Raw genomic sequence first — 23,877 nt, 5'->3', positions numbered from 1 at the left:
CCACCTTTTGATTTTCTCAGGACCGGCGCAGTTGGTTAGCGCCGGTTTTCTTATACCAGCGTGCCGTCCCGCTGTAAGGTCAGTTTACCGCCAAGATAGGGGGCCAGAACCTTGGGCAAGGTCACGGTACCATCTGCGTTCTGACCATTTTCCAGCACGGCGATCAGGCAACGACCGACAGCCAGACCGGAGCCGTTCAGTGTATGGACGTATTCCGGTTTGCCACCCGCTTCGGGGCGGAACCGCGCGTTCATGCGGCGGGCCTGAAAATCACCACAAGTCGAGACCGAGCTGATCTCGCGATAGGTATCCTGTCCGGGCAACCACGCCTCGATGTCATAGGTACGGCGCGCGCCAAAGCCCATGTCGCCCGTACACAGGATCACGGTGCGATAGGGTATGCCCAATTTTTCCAGAATACCTTCGGCGCAGCGTAACATGCGCTTTTGTTCCTTATCCGATTTGTCCGGATGGGTGACCGAGACCATCTCGACCTTTTCGAACTGGTGCTGGCGCAGCATCCCACGGGTGTCTCTGCCAGCGCTGCCAGCCTCGGACCGGAAGCACAGGGAATGCGCGGTATAGCGGCGAGGCAGATAGCTTTCTTCGATCAGCGTTTCATTGACGATATTGGTCAGCGACACTTCGGAGGTCGGGATCAGCCACCAGCCTTCACGGGTCTGATAGCTGTCTTCGCCAAACTTCGGCAGTTGCCCGGTGCCCTGCATCATTTCGGAGAGAACCAGAACCGGGCCGTTGACCTCGGTTAGTTCGTTTTCGTTGATATGTGTGTCCAGCATGAACTGCGCCAATGCGCGGTGAATGCGGGCTACGCCACCGGACAGCAGCACAAAACGCGAGCCGGACAGTTTCGCGGCGGTCTCAAAATCCATACCGGTCTGGACGGCTTCGATCTCAAAATGCTCTTTGGGCGCAAAATCCAGCGTGGGCGGAGTGCCCCAGCGGTTGACTTCGACATTGTCGTTTTCATCCGCGCCTTCGGGCACATCTTCGGCGGGCAGGTTGGCGATGCGGATCAGTTGATCGGTCAGAAGGGCGTCCAGATCCTTGGCCTCGGTCTGCATCTGGGCAATCTCGGCCTTTTTCTCGGCGACCAGCGCGCGCAAGCGCTCGAACTCGACCTCATCGCCACGCCCCTTGGCCGCGCCCACCTCTTTAGAGGCTTTGTTCTGCTCGGCCTGAGCGGTTTCGGCGGCCAGAATCTTGGCACGGCGGCTTTCGTCCAGGCGCAACAGGTCCGACGACACCGGCGCGTCCCCACGGCGCGCAAGGGCGGCGTCGAAAGCGGCTGGGTTTTCGCGTATGGCGCGGATGTCGTGCATGGTTCAGGTCCTTAAATGCGTGAATCACTGAACCTGCTTATGCACCATATGAAAGGCAGGGTGTAGCACCGGTTACGACTTATCCGTTCCCTCGTGTGCTTCATGTGCCAGATGGCCATCCCAGCCTTCAGTGGGGATTTTCGGCTCGGGTGGATCGGCGATGTAAGACGGGGTCATAATCTGCACATTGTTCTCATTGAACACAGCCACAATATTGCGATGCAGGTCTGACCGAATTTTCGGGATGATGCTGCCCCGCGTAGTATAGCCGTTGATCTGATAATTGATCGCATAGTCGGCCAGAGCGGTCCACAAAACGAATGGTTCTGGCTTTGCCTTGATTGCCTTTGTTCGGCGCGCGGCTTCGATCAGCATCGCTTCGACCTTCTCCGTAGGCTCCTCATAGCCGATACCAACAGTCGTATGCAGCAACAGCCCGCTACCATCTGTTTTCTTTGAAAAGTTGATCACATCCGAATTCATCAACTGCGCATTTGGGATCGAGATCAACTCGTTCTTGATCGACTTCAGGTGGGTCTCCATCAGCTTGATCCGTACAACGTCGCCGATGTGGTCGCCGATCTGGATGCGATCGCCGATCGAGGTTGAGCGGCGGTAGATCACAAACAGCCCAGCCAGCATGTTGGAGACCACCGAATTCGCGCCAAGCGATAGCATCGCACCCACCAGAATAGTCAGCCCCTGAAACGCTGCGGAATCCGAGCCTGGGATATAGGGTACTGCAAACACCAATGCGATCAGGATGACCAAAACGCGGGCAATGTTGAATGTCGGGTTTACCCAATGGCTTTCAAAATCGCCCAGTTCGAATGTGCCGGCCTCGACCGCGTCAAAGAACACGCGCATCCCTTTGATGATATACATCGCCAACCAGGCGATCAGCGCCAGCATGATAAGGTTGGGGATATAGCTGACCACTCCTTTGAAGATCAGCAGAACCGGTTCGGTCAGATAGGTCAGCAACAGCTGAGCGAAATACCGGGTTTCGGCAAAGGAAAGCAGAACAAAAGACAGGTAGTAGTAAAAGCCCAGAAAGAAGACGACCAGCAATATGAAGTTCAGACCGTAACTGACGAGGGCTGCAATGGCTTCGGCTTGAACGCTTTTGGCTGTTGCCGTTTCCACGTCCTTCAGATGGCGCGATACGAATTTCAGCGTACGCCGTCTGATGCGCCGGTGCAGCCACAGAATAAAGGCGATGAATACGGCAAACCCCAGCGTCCAGCCCAAAGCCTCAAGCGCGCCGGATACACGCGCCTGTTCGGTTCGGTTTGCGCGGTAAGCGACAATCGCATCATGGATGGCCGAGCCATGGAGATAGGTGATGACGTCCAGCTCCATCTGGTCCATTTCGGCATCGGCGACGGTGACCGTCGATACCGGCACGCCATCAACCAGAATACGCGTGCCCAGTTCCGTATCCTCATAAGTGACAGTAACTTCGGGATTTTCCGAGGACAGGGCCACTTGAATAATGTTGTTCTGAACGGTCTCGGCCCGTTCGGGCGCGGGCAGGGCGCTGGATCCGCGCAGGAAAAACAGGCTTTCGCCGTCGATGATGACCGGCGCTTTGAAATTCTCTGATTGTTCAGAGGTTTCAGGCGTTTCGATTGGCGCATCCTGTGCTAGCGCCATCGCTGTGCTGAACATAATCCAGACAAGCGTGAACCAGATGCGCGAAAGCGTGCCAAGCGTTTGGATTAATTGAATCATCGGTCCTCCTGCCGGCCAACTATATCCCAGCCGAGCCCGGATCAAAGGACCGATCTGCGACCCCGGTGTATTTCTTTGATCATTATGAGCCAATCATTGTAAAAACCTGTGCTGCCATTCCTTGCAAACAGGTGGTTCAGAGAATAGGTTCTCGCAAAATTTGCGGAGCATTTTCGCAGTACCAAACCAAAAGGAATATCCCATGGAAGGTGGCGCAATCGCCCAGTTTCTCCCGCTGATCCTGATTTTTGCGATCATGTATTTCCTGCTGATCCGTCCACAGCAGAAGAAAATGAAGGAACATCAAGCCATGGTCGAGGCCGTGCGCCGGGGCGATCAGGTCGTTACCCAGGGTGGGCTGATTGGAAAAGTGGCCAAGGTCAAAGAAGGCGACAACGAGATCGAAGTTGAAATCGCCGAGGGAGTCAAAGTCCGCGTGGTTAAATCGACCATTTCGCAGGTTCTGAACAAGACTGAGCCGGCGAAGTAACTTCGCGATATAATCCCTTGAAAAGGCAGGGTAATGCTGCAAATTGATACCTGGAAGCGGGTTCTGATCTGGCTGGTCTGCGTGACTGGCTTGCTGATGGCCCTGCCGAATGCGTTTTATACGCGCGTTGAACAATCCAATGACGCCAAGGCGGCGATTGAGCTTGGCGTCGACACTCCTGAAATGCAGGCCGAGGCGGCGCAATGGCCGAACTGGCTGCCGTCGTCGCTGGTCAATCTAGGGCTGGATCTGCGTGGTGGCGCGCATCTTTTGGCCGAAGTTCGGGTGGGTGACGTCTACGAATCCCGCATGGACGCCATGTGGCCCGAAATTCGGGATGCGCTGCGGGACGAACGTGCCACCGTGGGCACCATCCGTCGCCAGGACTCGGCGCCTGCTGAGATTCGCCTTCGCATCAGTCAGCCCGAGGGCATGTCCCGCGCGCTGGAGGTTGTCCGCGGTCTGGCCCGTCAGGTGCAGACCCTCAGCGGTGTAGGGGCCACGGATATCGAGGCTCGCGCCGAAGGTGATACGATCATTGTGCAACTTTCTGAGGCCGAGAAGCTGGCCTCAGACGACCGCACCGTGCGTCAATCGCTGGAAATCATTCGCCGCCGGATTGACGAGGTGGGCACCCGCGAGCCGACCATCCAAAGGCAAGGCACCGACCGTATCCTGATCCAGGTGCCAGGTATCGGCAGCGCAGGAGAGTTGAAAGAGATCATCGGCACGACCGCGCAACTGACCTTTAACCCCGTCGTTGGGCGCGGAACCGACCCCGATGCGGTAGCGGGCGTTGGCGAAGAGGTGGTGCCGTCGATTGACGAAAATGGCGTCTATTACACGTTGGATGCCGCGCCTGTTGTAACGGGCGAGGAACTGGTCGATGCGCAGCCCGCGTTTGACCAGAATGGCCGCCCGGCGGTGAGTTTCCGCTTTAACACCTCAGGTGCGCGCAAATTTGGTGATTACACGCTGGAAAACATCGGGGCACCCTTTGCCATCGTACTGGATGACGAAGTGATCTCAGCCCCGGTGATCCAAAGTCATATCCCCGGTGGGTCTGGTATCATCACCGGTAATTTCACCGTTGAGGAAAGTACAAATCTGGCTGTCCTGTTGCGCGCAGGGGCACTGCCCGCCGGGCTGGAGTTTCTGGAAGAAAGAACCATCGGTCCCGAGCTGGGCCAGGACAGTATCGACGCGGGTAAGGTGGCAACCATCGTGGCCTTTGTCGCGGTGCTGACATTCATGGCGCTCAGCTATGGCCTGTTTGGTATCTTCGCCAATATTGCGCTGATCATCAACGTTGGCCTGTTGTTCGGTCTGCTTTCCCTGATTGGGGCGACGTTGACCCTGCCTGGGATCGCGGGGATCGTTCTGACGGTAGGTATGGCGGTGGATGCCAACGTACTGATCTTCGAGCGTATCCGAGAGGAACTGAAATCTGCCAAAGGTCCTGCCCGCGCGATTGAGCTGGGTTATGAAAAAGCGCTGTCGGCCATTCTGGACGCCAACGTGACCACCTTCATTACCGCTGTAATCCTGTTTGCTATGGGCAGCGGGCCAGTGCGCGGGTTCGCAATCACTTTGGGTCTGGGTATTCTGACCTCGGTCTTCACCGCGATCTTCGTGACGCGCCTGATGATCGTGATTTGGTTCGAACGCCGCCGTCCGAAAACGATCGAGGTTTGACATGAGACTGAAACTCGTACCCCAGAATACCTCGTTCGATTTCTTCAGTCGTTGGAAGATCTGGCTGGGTATCTCGGCCTTGATGATGATTGTCGCGTTTACGTCCTTCATGCTGCAGGGCCTGAACTTCGGCATTGATTTCCGTGGAGGGACCACCATTCGGACCCAAAGCGCGCAGGAAATCGATGTCGGCACATATCGTGACGCTATTGCGCCGCTTGGACTTGGCGACGTGACGATCACCGAGATTTTCGATCCGAGCTTCGGGCCAGATCAACATGTCGCGATGATCCGCATTCAGGCGCAGGATGATGCTGAGGCTGTCAATGCGGCCACGATTAAACAAATTGGTGAAGCTCTTGCCGCAGCGGACCCTGGGTTGAAACTGCCCTTCGAAAGCGTCGAATCTGTTGGACCCAAAGTCTCGGGAGAGCTTATCCAGACCGCCGTGATCGCGGTGGTGCTCGCCATTGGGGCGGTGCTTGTCTACATCTGGCTGCGGTTTGAATGGCAGTTTGCGCTGGGGGCTGTCGCTGCGCTGGTGCATGACGTCATCCTGACTATCGGCATCTTTTCCGAACTGCAGATCCGCTTTGATTTGGCGATCATCGCTGCGCTGCTGACCATCGTGGGCTATTCGTTGAATGATACGGTGGTCGTGTTCGACCGGGTGCGCGAGAACTTGCGGAAGTACAAGAAGAAGGACCTGAAAGAGGTTCTGAACCTTTCGATCAACGAAACGCTCAGCCGGACAGTCATGACCTCTGTCACCACCTTGCTGGCGTTGATTTCGCTCTATGTTCTGGGCGGGGATGTGATCCGCGGGTTTGTCTTTGCTATGATCTGGGGTGTGATCGTAGGTACCTATTCGTCCGTCTTTGTGGCATCAACCATCCTGCTGTGGCTGGGCGTCAAGCGCGACTGGTCCAAGCCATCAAACACTTCTGGCAACCAGTTTGCCAACATCGATGCCTGAGTATTTTGGCCAGTCCCCCACAGGGCTGGCCATCATAGTATTTGCTGCCTTTCTTGGCGGTGTAGTGCGCGGCTTTTCCGGATTTGGAACCGCCCTGATTTTCCTGCCTATCGCAACCCCATTCCTTGATCCTTTCAAGGCGCTGACCTGCCTGACAATCATGGATATTCTGGGCCCGCTGCCCAACCTTCGCCGGGCCTGGCGCGAGGTCGACAGGGGTGATCTGGTCCGTCTGGTGGGAGGGTGCGCACTCGCTCTGCCATTGGGGCTGTGGTTGCTGACCACGGTCGATCCACATGTATTTCGCTATACCGTTAGCCTGTTGGCGTTTCTTATGCTGGCTATTCTGGTGTTCGGTCTGCGCTATCACGGTCATGTCAGCCGCAAAATGGTTTTGGGAATAGGAGGCGCTGGTGGGTTTTTGGGCGGTGTCGCGGGCCTGCCGGGACCGGCCGTTATCTTGTTCTATATGTCTCGACCTCTGCCCGTGGCCGTGATCCGTGCGACGATCCTGTTATACCTGTTCGCCTTTGATTTTCTGCTGCTCGGGTACCTGACTGGCATGGACCGTATTACGCTGCCTGCTGTGATATTGGGTCTGGCTCTGGCGGTCCCCAATCTGGCTGGTAATTGGCTGGGTGGTTGGATGTTCCGGCCCGAGCGGGAAAAGCTGTATCGTGCCGCTGCGTATCTGGCGATAGCGCTTGCAGCCTTGTCGGGCCTACCGCTTTGGGGCTAGATGCCTCCTATGCGTATGAATGAAATCTCTTATGACAATGCGGCCCCTGTTGACGGATATGGTCCTGGGTTTTTCCGCATCGGTGGTCAGGTCTATGACGGGTCGGTGCTGACCGGCCCTGCAGGATCAGCGAAATGGGGCGGGTACGACGACAGGGATGGTCTGTTGAAATTGGCGGGTCAGGTCGATGTGCTGTTTATCGGAACCGGCGCTGAGCTGGCCCATATTCCTTCTGATCTGCGCGCCGCCTTGGAAGATTCGGGGATCGGGGTTGAGATCATGAACTCTCCGTCCGCGTGCCGCACATACAATATCCTGTTATCCGAAGGGCGCCGTATTGCGCTGGCGCTGCTACCGGTCTGATCGGATTCTTTTCCTCTGGCCTTGCGCTTAGATGCCACCCAAATACGTTGCTGTCGGTATGCTGCGGCAAATCCCGCCTTTTGCCTCTGACGGCAATAGGATAAGCGGGATTCATGACATTGACCGTGACCGACCTGTCGATCGCCCGAGGGGGCGTTCCTGTGCTGGAAAATCTCAGCTTTTCGCTGGAGCCCGGAAAGGCGCTTATCCTGCGCGGGCCGAACGGGATCGGTAAAACAACGCTGCTGCGAACGCTGGCGGGCCTGCAGCCTCCGCTTGAGGGGCAGATCGACGGGGCTGAGGACCGGATCGCCTATGCCTCACATTCCGACGGACTCAAGCCGACTCTGACCGTGGTGGAAAACCTGTCGTTCTGGGCGCAGGTCTTCGGCAGTCACAGCATTCAACCGGCCCTGGATGCGTTTGCTTTGACTGAGCTGTCGGATCGCCATGCAGGCAATCTGTCGGCAGGCCAGAAACGTCGATTGGGGTTGGCGCGGATGTTGGTCACCGAACGACCCATCTGGATGTTGGATGAGCCCACAGTGTCGCTGGATAAGAATGCAGTGCAGATGTTTGCTGACGCGGTGCGCGCGCATCTGGGGCAGGGTGGGTCTGCCCTGATTGCCACCCATATCGACCTTGGTCTGGACGGAGAGGTCCTGGATGTGGGGCCCTACAAGGCTAAACCGAAACCTGTCGATGATCTCGACGGAGGTTTCCTGTGATCGCCCTGCTATTACGTGATTTGAAACTGGCCTTCCGTGCGGGCGGAGGGTTTGGCCTTGGCCTGGCGTTTTTTCTTATCGTCACCGTGCTGGTGCCTTTTTCAGTTGGCCCGCAATCCGCGTTGTTGTCCACGATTGCACCTGGCGTGCTATGGCTGGGGGCACTTTTGGCCTGCCTTCTGTCACTTGACCGGCTGCTTGCGCTGGACTGGGAGGACGGCTCGCTCGACCTATTGGCGACGGCGCCCCTGCCGTTAGAAGCGGTCGTAACGATCAAGTCTTTGGCGCATTGGCTGACCACGGGCTTGCCACTGGTTCTGGCCGCGCCTTTCCTGGGCGTTCTGCTTAATCTGCCTTTGCCCGGCTTTTTCTGGCTTGTCGTCTCACTTTTGATTGGCACGCCCGCGATGAGTGTCATCGGAACCTTTGGTGCTGCTCTTACGGTCGGCTTGAAACGCGGCGGATTGCTGCTGTCGCTTCTTGTGCTGCCTCTTTATGTACCGACATTGATCTTCGGGGCCGAAGTCGCGCGCCGCGGCGCAACCGGAATGGAAACGCAGACACCCTTGTTGATGCTGGCTGGGATCACTGCGGCGACGATTGCCCTGTTACCTTTTGCCAGCGCCGCCGTGTTGCGCATTAACCTACGGTGACACAGTGTAACTTTGACGGATGTCAATTGAGAATGAACCCGACTCGGACTAGATAAGGCCCATGTCTATCGCAGCCAAAGCCAATACCCTCTGGGAATATGCCAATCCGCGCAAGTTTCTTGCCACCAGTGAACGGGTGATGCCGTTCTTCTGGGGCGCGGCTTTGGTTTGCATCGTCATTGGTCTGGTGTGGGGATTTTTCTTCACACCCGATGATTACAAGCAGGGATCGACCGTCAAGATCATTTACCTGCATGTGCCCGCCGCGCTGATGGCGATTAACTGCTGGCTTATGATGCTGGCGACCTCTCTGGTTTGGCTGGTTCGCCGTCATCATGTCAGTGCGCTGGCTGCGCGCGCGGCCGCACCTGTGGGTATCGTGATGACATTGATTGCGTTGGCAACCGGGGCGATTTGGGGGCAGCCCATGTGGGGCACCTGGTGGGCCTGGGATCCACGTCTGACCTCATTCCTGATCCTGTTCCTCTTCTATTTGGGCTATGTCGCCTTGTGGGAGGCGATCGAAGACCCTGATACGGCTGCCGATCTGACCTCGATCCTGTGTCTGGTGGGGTCGGTCTTTGCTATCCTCAGCCGTTATGCAGTGAATTTCTGGAATCAGGGGCTGCATCAGGGCGCTTCTGTCCTGCGGGCTGGTGCTGTGACTGGAGCGGATACTGAAGAGAAGGTCAGCAATATCTATTTCTATCCTCTGCTGCTGTGCATTGTCGGGTTCGTGTTGTTGTTCATCGCCTTGGTACTTTACCGCACGGGTACTGAAATTCGCACGCGTCGGACCAAGACTCTGCTGGCGCGGGAAAGGGCAAACGGATGATCCCTGATCTTGGAAAATATGCCGATACGGTGCTCTGGTCCTATGTGGTTTCCATCGGGCTTTTGCTGGCACTGGTTCTGGTCAGCGTGATGCGGGGCCGCAAGAGCCAGGCTGAACTGGAAAAAGTTGAACAGAGGATAAAGCGCAATGGCTAAGATCTCGCCCCTGATGATTGCGCCTCCGTTGATATTTGGTGCCTTTGCTGTACTTGCCGGTATTGGCATGTTCCGTGATGATCCAAACGCTTTGCCCTCGGCCCGTGAGGGCCAAACCGCGCCACCGGTTGTATTAACAGATTTTGCAGGCAAGCCACAATTTGACGACGCAACGCTGCGCGATGGACAGATCAAGCTTGTGAATTATTGGGCCAGTTGGTGCGCGCCCTGCCGGGTAGAACACCCGAACCTGCAGGCTCTGTCGGATGAAGGCATTCCTGTCTACGGTATCAATTATAAGGACAAGCTGGAAAATGCCGAGGCATTCCTGAACGAACTTGGTGATCCCTATACGGGTATCGGCCGGGATGAACAGGGACGCATGGCGCTGGACTGGGGCGTTTACGGCGTACCGGAAACCTATGTGGTCGACGGCGACGGAACCATTATCTTGCGCTTTGCTGGGCCGATTACCCAGCGCGTCATCGAAGGAACTATTCGGCCCGCTTTGGAAAAGGCTAAGGCCGATTAACGCGGCAGGGTGAGGGAAGAAACACCAGTCTTCTGAATGATCTGGTCACAATCATCCATCTTGGTGCTGTCACCGTAGCCCCTCTGGTTGGGCAGACCCAAGTAGGAGGTTGGTGAAAACGCCAGGCACAGCATCCTGGCGCAAATGGAACGTCAAAAGGGCGCCCGACCGGGCGCCCTTTTTAGTTTGCTCAGAGATCTTAGTCGGCCTTGGCCAGGTTCCGCAGCACGTAATGCAGCACGCCACCGTTTTCGATATATTCGATTTCGGGCGCGGTATCGATGCGGCACTTAAGGGTTATGGTTTTCTCAGAACCGTCACCGTAGGTGATGGTGCAGGGCACCTCTTGCAGCGGCTGGATCGTATCCAGACCGTGGATCGAGACGGTTTCATCACCCTTCAAGCCCAGCGTCTTGCGCGAGTCGCCACCGGTGAATTCGAACGGTACAACGCCCATGCCAACCAGGTTCGAGCGGTGGATACGCTCAAAGCTTTCGGCGATCACCGCTTTGACACCCAGCAGAGCCGTGCCTTTGGCCGCCCAGTCGCGCGACGATCCCGCACCGTACTGCTCACCACCGAAGACAACCAGCGGCGTGCCCTGTTCCTGATAGGCCATCGACGCGTCATAGATTGAAGTCTGCTCGCCATCGGGGCCTTTGGTGTAACCACCTTCGACGCTGTCCAGCATCTCGTTCTTGATGCGGATATTGGCAAAGGTGCCGCGCATCATGACCTCGTGGTTGCCACGGCGCGACCCGTAAGAGTTGAACTCGCGCGGTTGCACCTGACGGTCGGTCAGATACTTGCCAGCCGGTGTTGTCGTGGCAAACGAGCCTGCAGGCGAGATGTGGTCAGTGGTGACCATATCGCCCAAAATGGCCAGAACCTTGGCGTCTTCGATGTTCGAAATTGTGCCCGGCTCGGTCCCCATGCCCTGGAAGTAGGGCGGGTTCTGGATATAGGTCGAGGTCGGTGGCCAGTCATAGGTTTCGGCATCGGTGGTATCGACCGCTTGCCATTTCTCGTCGCCTTTGAAGACGTCTGCATATTTCGACAGGAACGCCTCACGGGTGACCGTCTGTTCGACCAATTCCGCCACTTCTTGCTGGGTTGGCCAGATGTCTTTCATGAAGACATCATTGCCGTCCTTGTCCTGACCGATCGGTTCTGAGGTCAGGTCGATATCCATCGTACCGGCCAGCGCATAGACCACGACCAGTGGCGGTGAGGCCAGGTAGTTGGCGCGAACATCCGGACTGATACGGCCTTCGAAGTTGCGGTTACCCGACAAGACCGACGTGGCTACCAAATCGCCCTCGGCAATCGCCTCAGAGAGCTCTTTCTGGATTGGACCCGAGTTGCCGATACAGGTGGTGCAGCCGTAGCCGACGAGGTTGAAGCCGATCTTGTCCAGATCTTCCTGCAGGCCAGCGGCCTCAAGATAAGCAGATACAACCTGCGATCCCGGTGCCAGTGAAGTTTTGACCCAAGGCTGACGGTTCAGACCCAAGGCTGCGGCCTTGCGGGCCACAAGACCAGCGCCGATCATGACATACGGGTTCGAGGTGTTGGTGCAGGAGGTGATCGAGGCGATCACAACTTTACCGGATTCTAGGGTATAGTCTTCGCCTTTGACGGCGACTTCCTTGCCCATGGGTCGCTTGAACGTCTCGGCCATTTCCCTGGTGAACGCCGCCTTGGCACCGGTCAGAGCAACATAATCCTGGGGGCGCTTCGGGCCCGAGATCGCGGGAACGATGGTGCGCATGTCGAGCGACAGGGTGTCGGTGTAGATCGGCGCGTATTCTGCGTCGCGCCAGAAGCCGTTTTCCTTGGCATAGGCTTCGACCAGCGCGATGCGATCTTCGTCACGGCCGGTGTTACGCAGATAGCGCAGCGTTTCACCGTCAATCGGGAAGAAACCACATGTCGCGCCATATTCCGGGGCCATGTTGGCGATGGTTGCCCGGTCGGCCAGCGGCAGACGGTCCAGACCTTCGCCGAAGAATTCGACGAATTTGCCCACAACACCCTTTGCGCGCAGCATTTCGACGACCTTCAGAACCAGATCGGTGCCGGTGGTGCCTTCAACCAGGTCGCCGGTCAGCTCAAAGCCGACAACCTCGGGGATCAGCATCGAGATCGGCTGACCCAGCATAGCGGCTTCGGCCTCGATCCCACCAACGCCCCAGCCCAGAACGGCCATACCGTTGACCATGGTGGTGTGGCTGTCAGTGCCGACCAGCGTGTCGGGATAGGCAACCTCGTTGCCATCCTGATCCGTGTCGGTCCAAACGGTCTGCGCCAGATATTCCAGGTTCACCTGGTGACAGATCCCGGTTCCGGGGGGCACAACGCGGAAGTTGTTGAAGGCACCCTGACCCCATTTCAGGAACTGATACCGCTCCATGTTGCGTTCGTATTCGCGGTCAACATTCATCTGGAACGCGCGCGGGTTGCCAAACTCGTCAATCATGACCGAGTGGTCGATGACCAGATCAACCGGGTTCAGCGGGTTGATCTTCTGCGCGTCGCCGCCCAGAGCCTTGATACCATCGCGCATGGCGGCCAGATCGACCACTGCCGGAACGCCGGTGAAATCCTGCATCAACACGCGGGCAGGGCGATAGGCGATCTCGCGGGGGTTCTTGCCACCTTTGGCGCCCCATTCGGCAAACGCCTTGATGTCGTCGACCGAGACGGAAAATCCGTCATCTTCGAACCGCAACATGTTTTCCAACACCACCTTCAGGGCGGCGGGCAGTTTCGAGAAATCACCCAGGCCGGCCTCTTGCGCGGCGGGGATCGAGTAATACGAGATGGACTTGCCATTCACGCTCAGGCTGCGGCGTGTCTTGGCGGTATCCTGTCCGACTTTGATGGGCATCTGTGGCCTCCCTCTCAAATGACGTGGAATATGGGATTCGCTGAGGGCTATCTGCATCACCCAAGCGCGCGGTTCAAGGTCCAACAGACCAGGTGCGGCAATTTTTGTATACCATTGCACACATTTTTGAGAAAACCTTGTGTCACCAGTCTCAAGAAACCTTGATTGGTGCTTGATCAGCGTTCCGTCTAAACCAGTAATGTACCCCATGAAACCCGAGAGCAAACATGTTCAAATCTGCAACCGCAACCGCGTTGGCATCCCTGTTCCTAGCTACTTCGGCCATTGCAGAAAGCGGACCCGTAGTGGTGGAGCTGTTCACCTCGCAGGGATGTTCGTCCTGCCCCCCGGCTGACCGGATCATGCACGATCTGGCCAATCGGGATGACGTCATCGGGTTGGCGCTGCATGTGGATTATTGGGACTATATCGGATGGGAGGATGAATATGCCGACCCCACCCATACTGAGCGTCAGCGCAGCTATGCCGGAAATTCCGGGCGTACGGTGATCTATACGCCTCAGATGGTAGTGAATGGTCAGCAGGATATTGTAGGGGCAGATACGGCAAAGCTGGATTACCTGATCGGCGACCATTCCAAGGCCGCTCCGCTGGCGTCGGTTTCGGCCTCGCGTACAGGAGATAACGTAACTGTCGACGTTTCCTCGATCAGTTTGCCACCGGATCAGGTCTATGACATCCGGGTGGTGCAATACACGCCGATGCGCCATGCCTCGATCCGGCGCGGAGAGTTGGCCGGACAAGAACTGGATTATGCCAATGTGGTCGAGGCCTGGACGGTAGCCGGGCAATGGGACGGGACAGCGCCTAAGACCTATAAGGTATCTTTGACGTCAGATTTGCCGGCCGTTGTGTTGGTGCAAGGGGTTGGCCATGGGCCGATTATTGCGGCAGCACGCGTTCGCTGATCAGGGCATGTCTTTGGCTTGGACGCCTAGCCCGTTCCAGGTTTTCCAGCGACGATGAATCCAGAACCACTGACCCATATGCTGTCGGACAACCGCCTCGAGGTCATCATTGGTGAACTGGGTCATCGTCTTTGGATCCGTATGTGGGACCGGTTCGTGCAGGATGATTTCGAAATCAACCCCATTGGGCTGACGCACCGCATAGCACGGAATCAGGACGGCTTTGTATTTCATGGCCAGTTCAGCATTCAAAACCGACGTCACGGCCGGTTTGCCGAAAAAAGTCAGCTCTTCCCCGCCATGTGCGTGCAGGTCTGACACAATAGCGATGATCCCGCCTTTTTTGAGTGTCCGCACCATTTCGACCATCCCGCGACGGCCTTGTTCGAACATCGGGGCGCCGGTTTTGTAGAACGCATCGACATACATGTCGTTGAAGTAGGGGTTCGCCATTCGACGGTAGAGGCAGCCAATAGGCTGACCGCTGCGTTCTTGAAGGGCGATACGCGCGGCTAGGTAATGGCCGAAATGCGCAGTGATCATCATCACAGGTCGCCCCTCCGCCAAGGCGGAATCAAAGGCAGCAAGGCCCGTACCCGTGACTTTGGCAAAGCGTTGGCGTTCTGTGAAATCCTCGGGCGAGAAGTGCTCCATGATCGCGCGCCCGGCGTTGTCAGGAACGGCCTTGCAGATGCGTTTCACTTCGGATTCAGTCAGGTCCGGGCAGGTGAGTTTCAGATTGCTGCGTACTCTTTTCGAGAACCCGACCAACGGCGCAAGGTTTCTCGCTATGGCGCCCATTGTGGCAATGCGTGTCTCATAGGGCAGCAACCGTAACGCCTTGATAACGCCTTTCAGGAACATGCCGGATACATAGTATTTGCCAAGCTCGGACCTGCTTAGTTCAGACTTTTCAACGGGCATCAGAAGGTCTCGGCGTCTGTTGTGAATTGCCGGGTCAGACATACAAGCCGATCGCGGTAACCACAAGCTTTCTGCTCGGCCAGAGATTTAGGCGCGCTTACTCTCTTTATTCGTCACCGTCATCATCCCGGAGCGTGATGGTTCCCTCATCGACAAGTGTCCGGATGGCGCCAATGATCTGGGTCATCGCCTCCTCGGCATCGGGTTGTTTGATTTTTCCGACCTCATCCATTTCTTCGCGCAGGTTTTCGGCCATACGCGACGACATGTTGGACAACAGGTAGTCAACCGATGCCCTGTCTCCTTCCGTTTCTGCACCGGCGAGCGCTGTAACCAGGACGGGTTGTTCCACACCGCGTAGAATGGCCGGTACATCACGGGGCAGAATGCGAGACGGAATATGGGCGAAGGTAAAAATGGATTGGCGAACTATGGTGGCAAAATCGGCGTCTTCTTCTTCTAATGCGCTCAGCAGGCCGTCCCGGGTCGAGGCAGCGGACTGATTCAGTATCGCGCCAACGCGGGCACCCGGTCCGTCGGCAAACGCTGTGGCAGGGCGCTGATCCATCTGAGCCGCCAGCGACCATCCGATCCGCTCGACGGCCTCTGGGCTGACATTTGCAGTTTTCGAAACCGCATAGGTAATACGCCGAGCAACTGGGCCGGGAAGGTGCCCTAGCAGTTGCGCAGCTTTGGCGGTTTCAAGTTTCGATAGCATCACGGCCGCAATCTCAGTGCTTTCGGCCTGCGCCATTTCGGCCAGATCTTCTATAGGGATCTCTCGCAATCGCTGCCAAGGATCGCCGATCTGGCGTATGCCGGCCACTTTACGCAAACGCGCCGCAGTGGCCGGGGCGATTTTGCCGTTCACCACATCCAAAGCGCCCGCCAGACCATGTGGAAAGGACAGGCCAACACTGTCCAGCGCATCTGCAAATTCACCGGCAACTGCGTCCAAGGTAACCCGGTCGACAAGGCCCATTTTGCCCAGTTGGTGGGTTAGCTTTTCCTGTAAATCGTCGGGGAGCTCTTCCAGCGGAATGTCCGCCCCATCATTCAGCAAGAGACGCACAACCACCGCCGCCTTTTGTCGGCTGCTGAGGCTGCGGGCCACCAAGCGAAGGTCGTTATCGTTTTCTTTGGCCAGCTGGGCAGAAGCCCCCGGGGCCACCTGTACCAATGTGTTTGTGTTCTGCATCTGCCTGCGGTGCCAAAGTTCCTGTTCCACAGGCAGATTACAGAGAGTCGGGTAAAGAAAGGCTGAAGCTTAGTAGTTGTAGGTCAGTCCGGTGCGGATTGCCTCGCGCAGGGAAACCTCTGCCCAGGTTCCTTCGCCACCGCGCGCCTTGATTTCACGCCACTGGGCAATCGCCAGATCGGTTTTGCCCTCGGCAACAAAGCCTTGCGCCATATAGGAACGTGCCAGGATATTGTCGGGATTTGCGTTAATTGCACCTTCATAGAACAGGTTCGCCAGTTCCAGCTTGCCCATCTTCCGATAGGTAAAGCCCCAATAGGTCATGACGCGATCGTCATTCTGGTCCATCACGCGCAGCACGCCTTGGGCGTTTTTGAACTGCCCGTCATATGCCAGTTCACGCACGGCGTGGTACAGCTGCTCCTGAGTGAGATTGGTGTTGCTGGGCTTTACGCATTTGCCCGCGGCCTCATCATAGACCCGTCCGAACAGACATTTCTTGGTGGTGTTTGTTGTTTTTGGCGGCGTCGATCCCCCGCCGCCACCTGCGGCATGAACCATGGGGGCAAATGTAAGGGCCTGAATTGCAATAACCGAAGCTAGGATGAGGCGCATATTTGGTCTCCGTTCGTAGGGCTGCTCAGAATAAGCATAGCGCGTTCTATACAAAAGCTAACAACTGATCGCGCGAATTTATTCACAAGTTTGAAAGCTCGACCAATCTCGACGTAACCAGACAAAGAAAAACCCGCACAAGATCATTGTGCGGGTCTGTATTGCGTGAGCTTGACGAAAATTTACTCGCCAAACACCCGGGCAAAGATCGTATCGACATGTTTGGTGTGATAGCCGAGATCGAATTTCTCTTCGATCTCCTCCTTGCTCAACGCGGCGGTCACGTCAGTATCCGCCAGAAGTTCTTCTTTGAAGTCTGTGCGGTGTTCCCAGACCTTCAACGCGTTGCGTTGAACCATAGCATAAGCCTCTTCCCGGCTGACCCCTGCCTGCGTCAGCGCCAGCAGAACCCGCTGGCTCATCACTAGACCGGGGAACTTGTTCATGTTCTCCATCATGTTCTCGGGGAAGATCAGCATTTTGTCGATCACGCCCGTCAGTCGAGCCAGAGCAAAATCCAGTGTGATCGTGGCGTCCGGCCCAATCATGCGTTCCACCGAGGAGTGTGAGATGTCGCGTTCGTGCCAGAGCGCCACATCCTCCATCGCCGGGATCACCGCCGCGCGCACCATGCGCGCCAGCCCGGTCAGGTTCTCGGTCAGTACAGGGTTCTTCTTGTGCGGCATCGCCGACGACCCTTTCTGCCCCATCGAGAAGAACTCGGCCCCCTCAAGAACCTCGGTCCGCTGCATGTGACGGATTTCAATGGCAACGTTTTCGATGCTGCTGGCGATCACGCCCAACGTGGCAAAGAACGCGGCATGGCGGTCGCGGGGGATGACCTGCGTGCTGATCGGTTCGGGCACCAGTCCCAGCTTGTCGCAGACATGCTCTTCGACCTGAGGGTCGATATTGGCAAAGGTGCCGACCGCGCCGCTGATCGCACCTGTTGCAATCTCGGCTCGTGCGTCGCGCATGCGGGACAGGTTGCGATCCATCTCGGCATAGAAGCGCGCGAATGTCAGGCCCATTGTGGTGGGCTCGGCGTGGATGCCGTGGCTGCGGCCGATGCGGACAGTGTCCTTATGTTCGATCGCGCGGCGTTTTAGAGCGGCCAGCAAACCTTCGAGGTCGGCGATCAGGATGTCGGCAGCGCGGGTCAGCTGAACGTTGAAACAGGTATCCAGCACGTCCGAGCTGGTCATGCCCTGATGCACGAAACGCGCCTCATCACTGCCGACATGCTCGGCCAAATGGGTCAGAAAAGCGATGACATCGTGTTTGGTGACGGCCTCAATCTCATCAATGCGAGCCACATCGAATTCCACATCCTTTGCCTTCCACACGGCCTCGGCGTTTTCACGCGGGATCACGCCCAGATCGGCCATGGCGTCACAGGCATGGGCCTCGATCTCGAACCAGATGCGGAACTTCGTCTCAGGCGACCAGATGGCGACCATGTCGGGGCGGGAATAACGTGGAATCATTGGCAGCGGCACCTTTTTATGATTTGGCAGAGGTCGTTGCGGCGCGGTTTAAACCCAGCCGCCCTACGGAACAAGGCGCGAGTGCGGTGATGAGACGGTTTGCCCTGATTTTATGCCTTTGGCCGGGTGCTGCAGCGGCGACTGAGTTCTGGCCGCTGACCGGGGATGAGATCGTGACCGCCTTGTCGGGCAAAAAACTCAGCTATGGCGACGGCATCTGGCAAACATTCGACCAAAGCGGGGTGACCCATTATTTTTCGGGTCGTCCCAGCACCGGAAAGTGGGCCGTGCAGGGCGATCAGTATTGCTCGGTTTGGCCGCCTTCGGATATCTGGGCGTGTTATGATGTTCTGCAAAGCGGTGTCATCATTCGATTTATTGACGGCGCAGGCGAGATCACAGACGGGTATTATCCCGAATGACCTTTCCAAACGAACTGACCGACTTCGAAGGAGGCTGGAGCCTGTCACGCACCATTCGGGATGCGCGGGCCGGGCAGGTGGTTTTGGCCGATGGCTCTGCGCGATTCATCAGGTCCAAAGACGGTCTGATCTATGACGAGACGGTAACTCTGCGCATTCCGGGCCAGCCCGAAATGATGGGAACGCGCCGCTACCTGTGGCACGACAAGGGCGAAAGCGTTGCGGTGCATTTTGATGACGGGCGCTATTTTCACACGCTCAGGCTGGGTGTGACGCAGGCTGCGGACCATCATAATTGCTCGCCAGACAGCTATGACGCAGTCTATGATTTCTCAGGCTGGCCCTGCTGGAGGGTCCGTTGGACCGTGTCCGGCCCCCGGAAATCATACGAAATGAATACGGAATACATGCTGCGGTAGCGTAATCATCTTGCAGATGCGGCGCTGACAGGGCATTCCTGTTGCAGAATCTCGGTCCGTTTAGGGAGAAACAACATGAATGCGAACGTATTGGCCAATGCATTTGGCCCACGTGAAGGGACGGCGCTGCGCGTCAAACAGGTGGTTTTGGTTGCTTTGGGCATCGTTGCCTTGGCCGTCGCCGCCAAGATCAAAGTGCCGATGTGGCCGGTTCCAATCACCATGGGTACATTTGCGGTTCTGACCATCGGCACCGCCTATGGCGCACGGCTGGGTCTGGTAACCATGATGGGCTATCTGCTGATCGGCGCGCTGGGCTTTGACGTGTTCGCGGGCTCTTCGGCTGAAAAATTCGGCCTTACTTACATGATGGGTGGCACAGGCGGCTACCTAGTCGGATATGTGCTGGCAACCCTGATGCTGGGTACGCTGGCCGCGCGCGGCTGGGACCGTTCGGTCGTGAAAATGGCGCTGGCGCTGGTTCTGGCCAACGTTCTGATCTATGTCCCCGGCCTGCTGTGGCTGGGCCAGCTCTATGGCTGGGACCAGCCGATCCTGGCATGGGGCCTGACACCATTCCTGGTGGGTGATGCGATCAAGCTCGCGCTGGCCGCGCTGCTGATCCCCGGCCTGTGGAAGCTGGTGGGCGACGCCCGCACCTAAACCACAGTCAACCTAGTTGACATGAACCGCGCCCGGAGCGATCCCGGCGCGGTTTTTTGTTGCGCCAACAAGAGGCTGGACAAAACCGGTCGACACAGTTCAAGCTGTAGCAATAGAAACAACAGGTTATTCAGATATGCCTAATCTATTGAGGGCTGTAACCCTTTCCTGCGCGGTTGTTTGCGCCGGGGCAGGGAGTGCAAAAGCCGAAACACCGATCACCTATACTGATGAAGGGCGCGCCTTGTTCAGCTTTGCGGTACCAGATTTTTGGTCGGTTCGTACTGGCGGCCCGCGTGAGGTCGATGACACCGAGCTGAACGATCCCCGCGCGGTTGCCCGAGTCATGGGGATCAAACCGGTAACGGATGACAGCGTATGGATTGGATTTGTCTCGCCATCTGGTGTGTCATCCATCGACGGTGGCCTGCGATACCTTCAGGATATCGACAAGTTTCTGGTCAAAGATCCGATCGTTTCGGAAACAGTCGCAACCCGGATCGGAGGTCTGCCAGCGCGGGTTATCCGCGGTACCGGCACCCGTGATCGGCGGGGGATAAATTTCACGGCCACAGTGATTGACTTGCCGCGTGATCGCGTGGCTGTCGCAGTGGCCGTATTAAGAGACGGCGCCGATCCTGGCTATGTGGACGACCTGAATGCCGTATTCGCGTCATTCCGGTCGCTTCAGTGAGGAGGTTTGGATGACTCGTAAGCTGATGAAACGGTCGATCGCCGCGCTGGTATTCGGTTTGACCAGTATCACCTTGTCTGCCTGCGACGGCGTGACGGTTGGTGTGGGATACGGATATGATCCGTTCTATGACTCGATGCTTTGGAACGACTACTATCACGACGTTGATGTGGACATTGATGTAAATCGTCCACCGCAGGGTAAGCCTCCGGTCAAACCCAAACCTCCGGTCGCCAAGCCCCCGGCGCGCCCACGCCCCCCTGTCGCCAAGCCCCCGGCACGTCCACCGGTTGCCCGGCCGCCAGTTGCCCGGCCGCCTATTCACCGCCCGTCACCGCGGCGGCGCTGATGCGGATCACGACAGCAATTCCGTCGTGATTTTCGCTGTTCCTTCAAGTGTCCTGTGAACAGGGCACTTGTCGGCGATTTCAAGCAGACGTGCGCGCTGATCCTGATCCAAGGGGCCCTCGAGCCGGATTTTGCGGCGGAACAGATCGACCTTGTTGTCAGTGATCAGACCCGCATCCTGTGCGTGGACCTTGTTATGGCAAACATCGACAGTGATGCCTGTTAGTGGCCAGCCCTTGCGCCGCGCATACATCCGGATTGTCATCGAAGTACAGGCTCCCAGACCCGATGACACAAAGCCATAGGGCGACATACCGCGGTCGGTGCCTCCATATGAGGCCGGTTCGTCCGCAACAGCATGATGCTTGGGGCCGGACTGAATGTCTTGCTGGAATCCGTTGGGATCGGCCTCAGTCACCCGCACTACGCCTTCGGGCGCACCCGGTGGTGGGGCAGGCGGGCGCAGCACCACATAGCGCGTAACCCAAGCCGCTATTACATCTGCAGCATATTCCGCATCCGCCGCGCGTGTAATCAGGTGATCAGCGTCGTCCAGCGTCACGAAGCTTTTGGGATGTTTGGCTGCCAGAAAGATCGCGCTTGCATTGTCGATACTAACCGTTTCGTCGCGTGGCGCATGAAGTATCAGCAGCGCGGCCTTCAAATCCGCAATCGCAGGGGTTAGCGCGGATTGGGCGATATCTTCGACGAACGCTCTGCCAATACGGAACGGGCGACCACCCAAAGTGACCTCGGCCGATCCCTCTTGTTGGATTTCCGACAGTGCGGCGTCGAAATGGTGCGAGACATGCCCTGGATCGGCAGGCGCGCCCAGCGTAACAACGGCCTTAACACTCGAAATACCAGCTCGGGCGCGCAGAACCGCTGCCCCTCCGAGAGAATGCCCGATCAGCAGAGACGGGGACATGTTCCGTCCAGCCAGATACCGTGAGGCGGCGATCAGATCCTCAACATTCGAGGTGAAAGTGGTGTTTGCAAATTCGCCGTCTGAATGACCCAAGCCTGTGAAATCAAACCGCAATACCGCGATACCCATCGCTGCCAGACGGGCTGCGATCCTGCGCGCGGCCGGGATATCTTTTGAACAGGTAAAGCAATGGGCAAACAATGCCGTAGCAAGGACAGGCCCGTCCGGCAGGTCGAGGCGCGCAGCCAGTTGGTGGCCGTCGTGACCGGCAAAGGTGATGCGTTCGGTGGGCATGGCAGTTCCTTACGTCATGAGGTGCCTCAATATTGTGGCCGCCAGCGAGGGGTCTCAACCCCTATGTAAGAAGCGTCACGGGAAGGTGAGACTGGGTCAGGGGCGGGCGGAGTTCTGGTGCGATAGATTGAATCAACTTTTGTGATGCATCACCAGTCAAACATTCACTTTAATAAAGCGAACGCCACCCTCATCTTGAGCCTGTCGAACACAACCAGCCACGGAGGCAACAATGGTACATCTCACTTCTCAGCCACATGGCACAAATCTTCGAGTAGATTTACTGATCGCTATCGCCGTAACTGCGGTCGTCAGTTTTGCCGCGGGTCAGAACTGGACACAGCCGACATCTTTTGCCAGCACCGAAATCGAGGACTGGCATGGGAACGTCAAACGGTCAAACTGGCCGAACTGAGGGGTCAGGCCAGCCCCATAAGCTGTGGGTCAAAGGGATAGGTGGACAGGTTTTCATACCCATCCTCAGTGATCAGAACCTGATCTTCGAGTTTGATTGAGAAATCTGCACCTATCTCGCCAACCGCGGCTTCGACGCACAGAACCATGCCCGGTTCCAGTTGGTAATCGTAGGCACCTGCAACGGCCTTGTCCGGATAGGCGACCAGAGGCCACTCGTCACACAGGCCAACGCCGTGCATCAGGCAGCCGTATTTCTGGTCCTGAAACTTGCTATCCAACCTATGGCTGTTGGCGGTCAGTTCAGGGATCATAACGCCCGGTTTCAGCATCTCCATATTTGTCATGATATGCTCATGCGCGTGCTGCATGGCATAGACCATATCCGGGCGGGGTTTCTCGTCCCCGATCCACCAAGTGCGCGAGATATCGATGCAGATGCCGTAAGACCCGATTAAATCGGTATCGAAGGCGATGATTTCATTCTTTTGCGTGATCCGGGGACCACATTCCTGAAACCACGGGTTGGTGCGTTGGCCCGAGGCCAGCAGGCGGGTTTCGATCCATTCCCCGCCGCGCCGGATGTTTTCGGCATGCAGAATGGCCCAGATGTCGTCTTCCGAGGTTCTTCCGTTTCCGACATTAGCGCGGGCAAATGCCTCCATCTCGGCCACCGCGGTCTCGCAGGCGTGGTTGGCACATCGCATCGCCAGAATTTCGTCCGGGCCTTTCACGGCGCGGGACTTTTCAGTGACTTCCTCGCCTTCCATGATCTCGAACCCCTGGGCCTCAAGGGCGCGCAAACCGTGCAGCATGATCTTGTCCACAGCCAGCCGCTTGTTGCCGCCGCCATGCGCATCAATCAGCGCCCGCACTTCGTTCGAGAGTACATCCGCGGCAACATCGACCTTGTCGCCGCGATCGAAATAGAACAGGTCGGCGCCCGACCGCTGTTCCTTCACTAAAGGGTTGAATTGGCTTAGAAAAGGTGAGTTTTTGTAGTCCCAGATCACCATATACCCGTCGGCACATAACAGCACTGCGCGGAAGGGGTTATGCGTGTTCCAGAGCTGCATGTTGGTGCTGTCTGTGGCGTATCGAATGTTCAGAGGATCAAACATCAACAAGCCACCATAGCCACGATCAACGATGGCCTTGGTCAGACGTTTCCACCGATACTCACGCATCCTCTCAAGGTTCGGCAAGGACAGGCCGGCGGCTTCCCATTCGGCGAAGGCCAGCTGTGTGGGGCCGATCTCGATCCGGTCCAAATCATTGGGAGTGCCGTCCCCAAGCGCTGTGCCTTTGGTGGGGTCGATCTTGCGGATATCTCTATGGTGACGGTTCATAGTAGCCCTCCCTGCCTGTCTATCGAGCGTGAAGAAGCATTCTTTCAGCGTCTTGATAAT

The 23,877-nt window shown here is 57.1% G+C and carries 26 protein-coding genes; 17 read left to right on the top strand and 9 right to left on the bottom strand.

Annotated elements, in window-relative coordinates; translation table 11 throughout:
- Positions 1-50 precede the first annotated feature (50 nt).
- Both serS and AC2FLE_RS06395 read right to left on the bottom strand, forming a co-directional pair.
- Complete coding sequence (serS, locus tag AC2FLE_RS06400) at positions 51-1,343, bottom strand: serine--tRNA ligase (protein WP_496695872.1); 1,293 nt, start codon at positions 1,341-1,343, stop codon at positions 51-53.
- A 72-nt stretch (positions 1,344-1,415) separates the two neighbouring features.
- Positions 1,416-3,077 (bottom strand): mechanosensitive ion channel family protein, encoded by a 1,662-nt coding sequence (locus AC2FLE_RS06395; RefSeq protein ID WP_496695870.1) that lies wholly within the window; start codon positions 3,075-3,077, stop codon positions 1,416-1,418.
- A 202-nt stretch (positions 3,078-3,279) separates the two neighbouring features.
- Here AC2FLE_RS06395 and yajC point away from each other — a divergent pair, with 202 nt between their 5' ends.
- The 10 genes from yajC (at position 3,280) to AC2FLE_RS06345 (ending at position 10,243) form a co-directional block, all read left to right on the top strand.
- Positions 3,280-3,567 (top strand): preprotein translocase subunit YajC, encoded by a 288-nt coding sequence (gene yajC, locus AC2FLE_RS06390; protein WP_142633080.1) that lies wholly within the window; start codon positions 3,280-3,282, stop codon positions 3,565-3,567.
- A 33-nt stretch (positions 3,568-3,600) separates the two neighbouring features.
- Positions 3,601-5,262 (top strand): protein translocase subunit SecD, encoded by a 1,662-nt coding sequence (gene secD, locus AC2FLE_RS06385; protein WP_142633082.1) that lies wholly within the window; start codon positions 3,601-3,603, stop codon positions 5,260-5,262.
- 1 nt (position 5,263) lies between these two features.
- The gene (secF, locus tag AC2FLE_RS06380; RefSeq protein ID WP_496676195.1) at positions 5,264-6,238 is read left to right on the top strand and encodes a protein translocase subunit SecF; all 975 of its coding nucleotides are present in this window, start codon (positions 5,264-5,266) and stop codon (positions 6,236-6,238) included.
- The gene (locus tag AC2FLE_RS06375; RefSeq protein ID WP_496676192.1) at positions 6,231-6,977 is read left to right on the top strand and encodes a sulfite exporter TauE/SafE family protein; all 747 of its coding nucleotides are present in this window, start codon (positions 6,231-6,233) and stop codon (positions 6,975-6,977) included. Before secF ends, AC2FLE_RS06375 begins: the two co-directional genes overlap by 8 nt.
- Before the next feature lie 9 nt (positions 6,978-6,986).
- The gene (locus AC2FLE_RS06370; RefSeq protein ID WP_142635082.1) at positions 6,987-7,340 is read left to right on the top strand and encodes an Mth938-like domain-containing protein; all 354 of its coding nucleotides are present in this window, start codon (positions 6,987-6,989) and stop codon (positions 7,338-7,340) included.
- A gap of 113 nt (positions 7,341-7,453) precedes the next feature.
- Positions 7,454-8,068 (top strand): heme ABC exporter ATP-binding protein CcmA, encoded by a 615-nt coding sequence (gene ccmA, locus AC2FLE_RS06365; RefSeq protein ID WP_142633088.1) that lies wholly within the window; start codon positions 7,454-7,456, stop codon positions 8,066-8,068.
- On the top strand, positions 8,065-8,721 hold the full coding sequence (ccmB, locus tag AC2FLE_RS06360) for a heme exporter protein CcmB (protein WP_282021834.1): 657 nt from the start codon (positions 8,065-8,067) through the stop codon (positions 8,719-8,721). Before ccmA ends, ccmB begins: the two co-directional genes overlap by 4 nt.
- A gap of 61 nt (positions 8,722-8,782) precedes the next feature.
- On the top strand, positions 8,783-9,556 hold the full coding sequence (locus AC2FLE_RS06355; protein WP_142633092.1) for a heme ABC transporter permease: 774 nt from the start codon (positions 8,783-8,785) through the stop codon (positions 9,554-9,556).
- A complete protein-coding gene (gene ccmD, locus AC2FLE_RS06350) occupies positions 9,553-9,711 on the top strand; it encodes a heme exporter protein CcmD (RefSeq protein ID WP_185956600.1) in 159 nt (52 codons plus the stop codon). The genes AC2FLE_RS06355 and ccmD overlap by 4 nt, the downstream gene beginning before the upstream one ends.
- Positions 9,704-10,243, top strand: a complete 540-nt coding sequence (locus AC2FLE_RS06345; protein WP_142633094.1) for a DsbE family thiol:disulfide interchange protein — start codon at positions 9,704-9,706, stop codon at positions 10,241-10,243. Before ccmD ends, AC2FLE_RS06345 begins: the two co-directional genes overlap by 8 nt.
- A gap of 199 nt (positions 10,244-10,442) precedes the next feature.
- Here AC2FLE_RS06345 and acnA read toward each other — a convergent pair whose 3' ends face one another.
- A complete protein-coding gene (gene acnA, locus AC2FLE_RS06340) occupies positions 10,443-13,133 on the bottom strand; it encodes an aconitate hydratase AcnA (RefSeq protein ID WP_496695865.1) in 2,691 nt (896 codons plus the stop codon).
- Between the two features lie 227 nt (positions 13,134-13,360).
- Between acnA and AC2FLE_RS06335 the strand changes: the two genes are divergently transcribed.
- Positions 13,361-14,062, top strand: coding sequence for a DUF1223 domain-containing protein (locus tag AC2FLE_RS06335; protein WP_142633098.1), 702 nt, complete (start codon positions 13,361-13,363; stop codon positions 14,060-14,062).
- Here the strand turns inward: AC2FLE_RS06335 and AC2FLE_RS06330 are convergent, their stop codons facing one another.
- The 4 genes from AC2FLE_RS06330 to purB all read right to left on the bottom strand — a co-directional run bounded on the left by AC2FLE_RS06330 (position 14,063) and on the right by purB (position 18,286).
- Positions 14,063-14,986 carry a lysophospholipid acyltransferase family protein gene (locus AC2FLE_RS06330; protein ID WP_142633100.1) on the bottom strand — a complete coding sequence of 308 codons (924 nt, stop codon included), beginning with the start codon at positions 14,984-14,986 and terminating at the stop codon, positions 14,063-14,065.
- A gap of 106 nt (positions 14,987-15,092) precedes the next feature.
- A complete protein-coding gene (locus tag AC2FLE_RS06325) occupies positions 15,093-16,184 on the bottom strand; it encodes a flagellar motor switch protein FliG (RefSeq protein ID WP_496695863.1) in 1,092 nt (363 codons plus the stop codon).
- A gap of 69 nt (positions 16,185-16,253) precedes the next feature.
- Positions 16,254-16,799, bottom strand: coding sequence for a tetratricopeptide repeat protein (locus AC2FLE_RS06320; RefSeq protein ID WP_496695861.1), 546 nt, complete (start codon positions 16,797-16,799; stop codon positions 16,254-16,256).
- A 182-nt stretch (positions 16,800-16,981) separates the two neighbouring features.
- Positions 16,982-18,286, bottom strand: coding sequence for an adenylosuccinate lyase (gene purB, locus AC2FLE_RS06315; RefSeq protein WP_496695860.1), 1,305 nt, complete (start codon positions 18,284-18,286; stop codon positions 16,982-16,984).
- Positions 18,287-18,375: 89 nt separating this feature from the next.
- On the opposite strand from purB, the gene AC2FLE_RS06310 reads away from it, so the two are divergent.
- The 5 genes from AC2FLE_RS06310 (at position 18,376) to AC2FLE_RS06290 (ending at position 20,833) form a co-directional block, all read left to right on the top strand.
- Positions 18,376-18,708: a hypothetical protein gene (locus AC2FLE_RS06310; RefSeq protein ID WP_496695859.1), complete on the top strand. Its 333-nt coding sequence runs from the start codon at positions 18,376-18,378 to the stop codon at positions 18,706-18,708.
- Positions 18,705-19,127, top strand: coding sequence for a DUF6314 family protein (locus tag AC2FLE_RS06305; RefSeq protein WP_496695857.1), 423 nt, complete (start codon positions 18,705-18,707; stop codon positions 19,125-19,127). The genes AC2FLE_RS06310 and AC2FLE_RS06305 overlap by 4 nt, the downstream gene beginning before the upstream one ends.
- 75 nt (positions 19,128-19,202) lie before the next feature.
- Positions 19,203-19,790 carry a biotin transporter BioY gene (locus tag AC2FLE_RS06300; protein WP_142633110.1) on the top strand — a complete coding sequence of 196 codons (588 nt, stop codon included), beginning with the start codon at positions 19,203-19,205 and terminating at the stop codon, positions 19,788-19,790.
- 136 nt (positions 19,791-19,926) lie between these two features.
- The gene (locus AC2FLE_RS06295; protein WP_496692354.1) at positions 19,927-20,484 is read left to right on the top strand and encodes a hypothetical protein; all 558 of its coding nucleotides are present in this window, start codon (positions 19,927-19,929) and stop codon (positions 20,482-20,484) included.
- Between the two features lie 10 nt (positions 20,485-20,494).
- A complete protein-coding gene (locus tag AC2FLE_RS06290) occupies positions 20,495-20,833 on the top strand; it encodes a hypothetical protein (protein WP_496688465.1) in 339 nt (112 codons plus the stop codon).
- A gap of 6 nt (positions 20,834-20,839) precedes the next feature.
- Here AC2FLE_RS06290 and AC2FLE_RS06285 read toward each other — a convergent pair whose 3' ends face one another.
- Positions 20,840-22,054 carry a bifunctional alpha/beta hydrolase/OsmC family protein gene (locus AC2FLE_RS06285; protein WP_496695854.1) on the bottom strand — a complete coding sequence of 405 codons (1,215 nt, stop codon included), beginning with the start codon at positions 22,052-22,054 and terminating at the stop codon, positions 20,840-20,842.
- Positions 22,055-22,286: 232 nt separating this feature from the next.
- Between AC2FLE_RS06285 and AC2FLE_RS06280 the strand changes: the two genes are divergently transcribed.
- Positions 22,287-22,469, top strand: coding sequence for a hypothetical protein (locus AC2FLE_RS06280; RefSeq protein WP_496692351.1), 183 nt, complete (start codon positions 22,287-22,289; stop codon positions 22,467-22,469).
- A 4-nt stretch (positions 22,470-22,473) separates the two neighbouring features.
- Here AC2FLE_RS06280 and dddP read toward each other — a convergent pair whose 3' ends face one another.
- Complete coding sequence (gene dddP, locus AC2FLE_RS06275; protein WP_496695852.1) at positions 22,474-23,817, bottom strand: dimethylsulfonioproprionate lyase DddP; 1,344 nt, start codon at positions 23,815-23,817, stop codon at positions 22,474-22,476.
- Between the last annotated feature and the right edge of the window lie 60 nt (positions 23,818-23,877).

It is taken from the genome of Ruegeria sp. CDSA077 (assembly GCF_059612265.1).
This window is presented reverse-complemented; position numbering and strand designations above follow the sequence as displayed.

What these genes read in the sequence shown, in the direction of transcription:
- serS (WP_496695872.1), bottom strand. Translation starts at nt 1,343, where the DNA reads ATGCACGACATCCGCGCCATACGCGAAAACCCAGCCGCTTTCGACGCC.
- AC2FLE_RS06395 (WP_496695870.1), bottom strand. Translation starts at nt 3,077, where the DNA reads ATGATTCAATTAATCCAAACGCTTGGCACGCTTTCGCGCATCTGGTTC.
- yajC (WP_142633080.1), top strand. Translation starts at nt 3,280, where the DNA reads ATGGAAGGTGGCGCAATCGCCCAGTTTCTCCCGCTGATCCTGATTTTT.
- secD (WP_142633082.1), top strand. Translation starts at nt 3,601, where the DNA reads ATGCTGCAAATTGATACCTGGAAGCGGGTTCTGATCTGGCTGGTCTGC.
- secF (WP_496676195.1), top strand. Translation starts at nt 5,264, where the DNA reads ATGAGACTGAAACTCGTACCCCAGAATACCTCGTTCGATTTCTTCAGT.
- AC2FLE_RS06375 (WP_496676192.1), top strand. Translation starts at nt 6,231, where the DNA reads ATGCCTGAGTATTTTGGCCAGTCCCCCACAGGGCTGGCCATCATAGTA.
- AC2FLE_RS06370 (WP_142635082.1), top strand. Translation starts at nt 6,987, where the DNA reads ATGCGTATGAATGAAATCTCTTATGACAATGCGGCCCCTGTTGACGGA.
- ccmA (WP_142633088.1), top strand. Translation starts at nt 7,454, where the DNA reads ATGACATTGACCGTGACCGACCTGTCGATCGCCCGAGGGGGCGTTCCT.
- AC2FLE_RS06355 (WP_142633092.1), top strand. Translation starts at nt 8,783, where the DNA reads ATGTCTATCGCAGCCAAAGCCAATACCCTCTGGGAATATGCCAATCCG.
- ccmD (WP_185956600.1), top strand. Translation starts at nt 9,553, where the DNA reads ATGATCCCTGATCTTGGAAAATATGCCGATACGGTGCTCTGGTCCTAT.
- AC2FLE_RS06345 (WP_142633094.1), top strand. Translation starts at nt 9,704, where the DNA reads ATGGCTAAGATCTCGCCCCTGATGATTGCGCCTCCGTTGATATTTGGT.
- acnA (WP_496695865.1), bottom strand. Translation starts at nt 13,133, where the DNA reads ATGCCCATCAAAGTCGGACAGGATACCGCCAAGACACGCCGCAGCCTG.
- AC2FLE_RS06335 (WP_142633098.1), top strand. Translation starts at nt 13,361, where the DNA reads ATGTTCAAATCTGCAACCGCAACCGCGTTGGCATCCCTGTTCCTAGCT.
- AC2FLE_RS06330 (WP_142633100.1), bottom strand. Translation starts at nt 14,986, where the DNA reads ATGCCCGTTGAAAAGTCTGAACTAAGCAGGTCCGAGCTTGGCAAATAC.
- AC2FLE_RS06325 (WP_496695863.1), bottom strand. Translation starts at nt 16,184, where the DNA reads ATGCAGAACACAAACACATTGGTACAGGTGGCCCCGGGGGCTTCTGCC.
- AC2FLE_RS06320 (WP_496695861.1), bottom strand. Translation starts at nt 16,799, where the DNA reads ATGCGCCTCATCCTAGCTTCGGTTATTGCAATTCAGGCCCTTACATTT.
- purB (WP_496695860.1), bottom strand. Translation starts at nt 18,286, where the DNA reads ATGATTCCACGTTATTCCCGCCCCGACATGGTCGCCATCTGGTCGCCT.
- AC2FLE_RS06310 (WP_496695859.1), top strand. Translation starts at nt 18,376, where the DNA reads ATGAGACGGTTTGCCCTGATTTTATGCCTTTGGCCGGGTGCTGCAGCG.
- AC2FLE_RS06305 (WP_496695857.1), top strand. Translation starts at nt 18,705, where the DNA reads ATGACCTTTCCAAACGAACTGACCGACTTCGAAGGAGGCTGGAGCCTG.
- AC2FLE_RS06300 (WP_142633110.1), top strand. Translation starts at nt 19,203, where the DNA reads ATGAATGCGAACGTATTGGCCAATGCATTTGGCCCACGTGAAGGGACG.
- AC2FLE_RS06295 (WP_496692354.1), top strand. Translation starts at nt 19,927, where the DNA reads ATGCCTAATCTATTGAGGGCTGTAACCCTTTCCTGCGCGGTTGTTTGC.
- AC2FLE_RS06290 (WP_496688465.1), top strand. Translation starts at nt 20,495, where the DNA reads ATGACTCGTAAGCTGATGAAACGGTCGATCGCCGCGCTGGTATTCGGT.
- AC2FLE_RS06285 (WP_496695854.1), bottom strand. Translation starts at nt 22,054, where the DNA reads ATGCCCACCGAACGCATCACCTTTGCCGGTCACGACGGCCACCAACTG.
- AC2FLE_RS06280 (WP_496692351.1), top strand. Translation starts at nt 22,287, where the DNA reads ATGGTACATCTCACTTCTCAGCCACATGGCACAAATCTTCGAGTAGAT.
- dddP (WP_496695852.1), bottom strand. Translation starts at nt 23,817, where the DNA reads ATGAACCGTCACCATAGAGATATCCGCAAGATCGACCCCACCAAAGGC.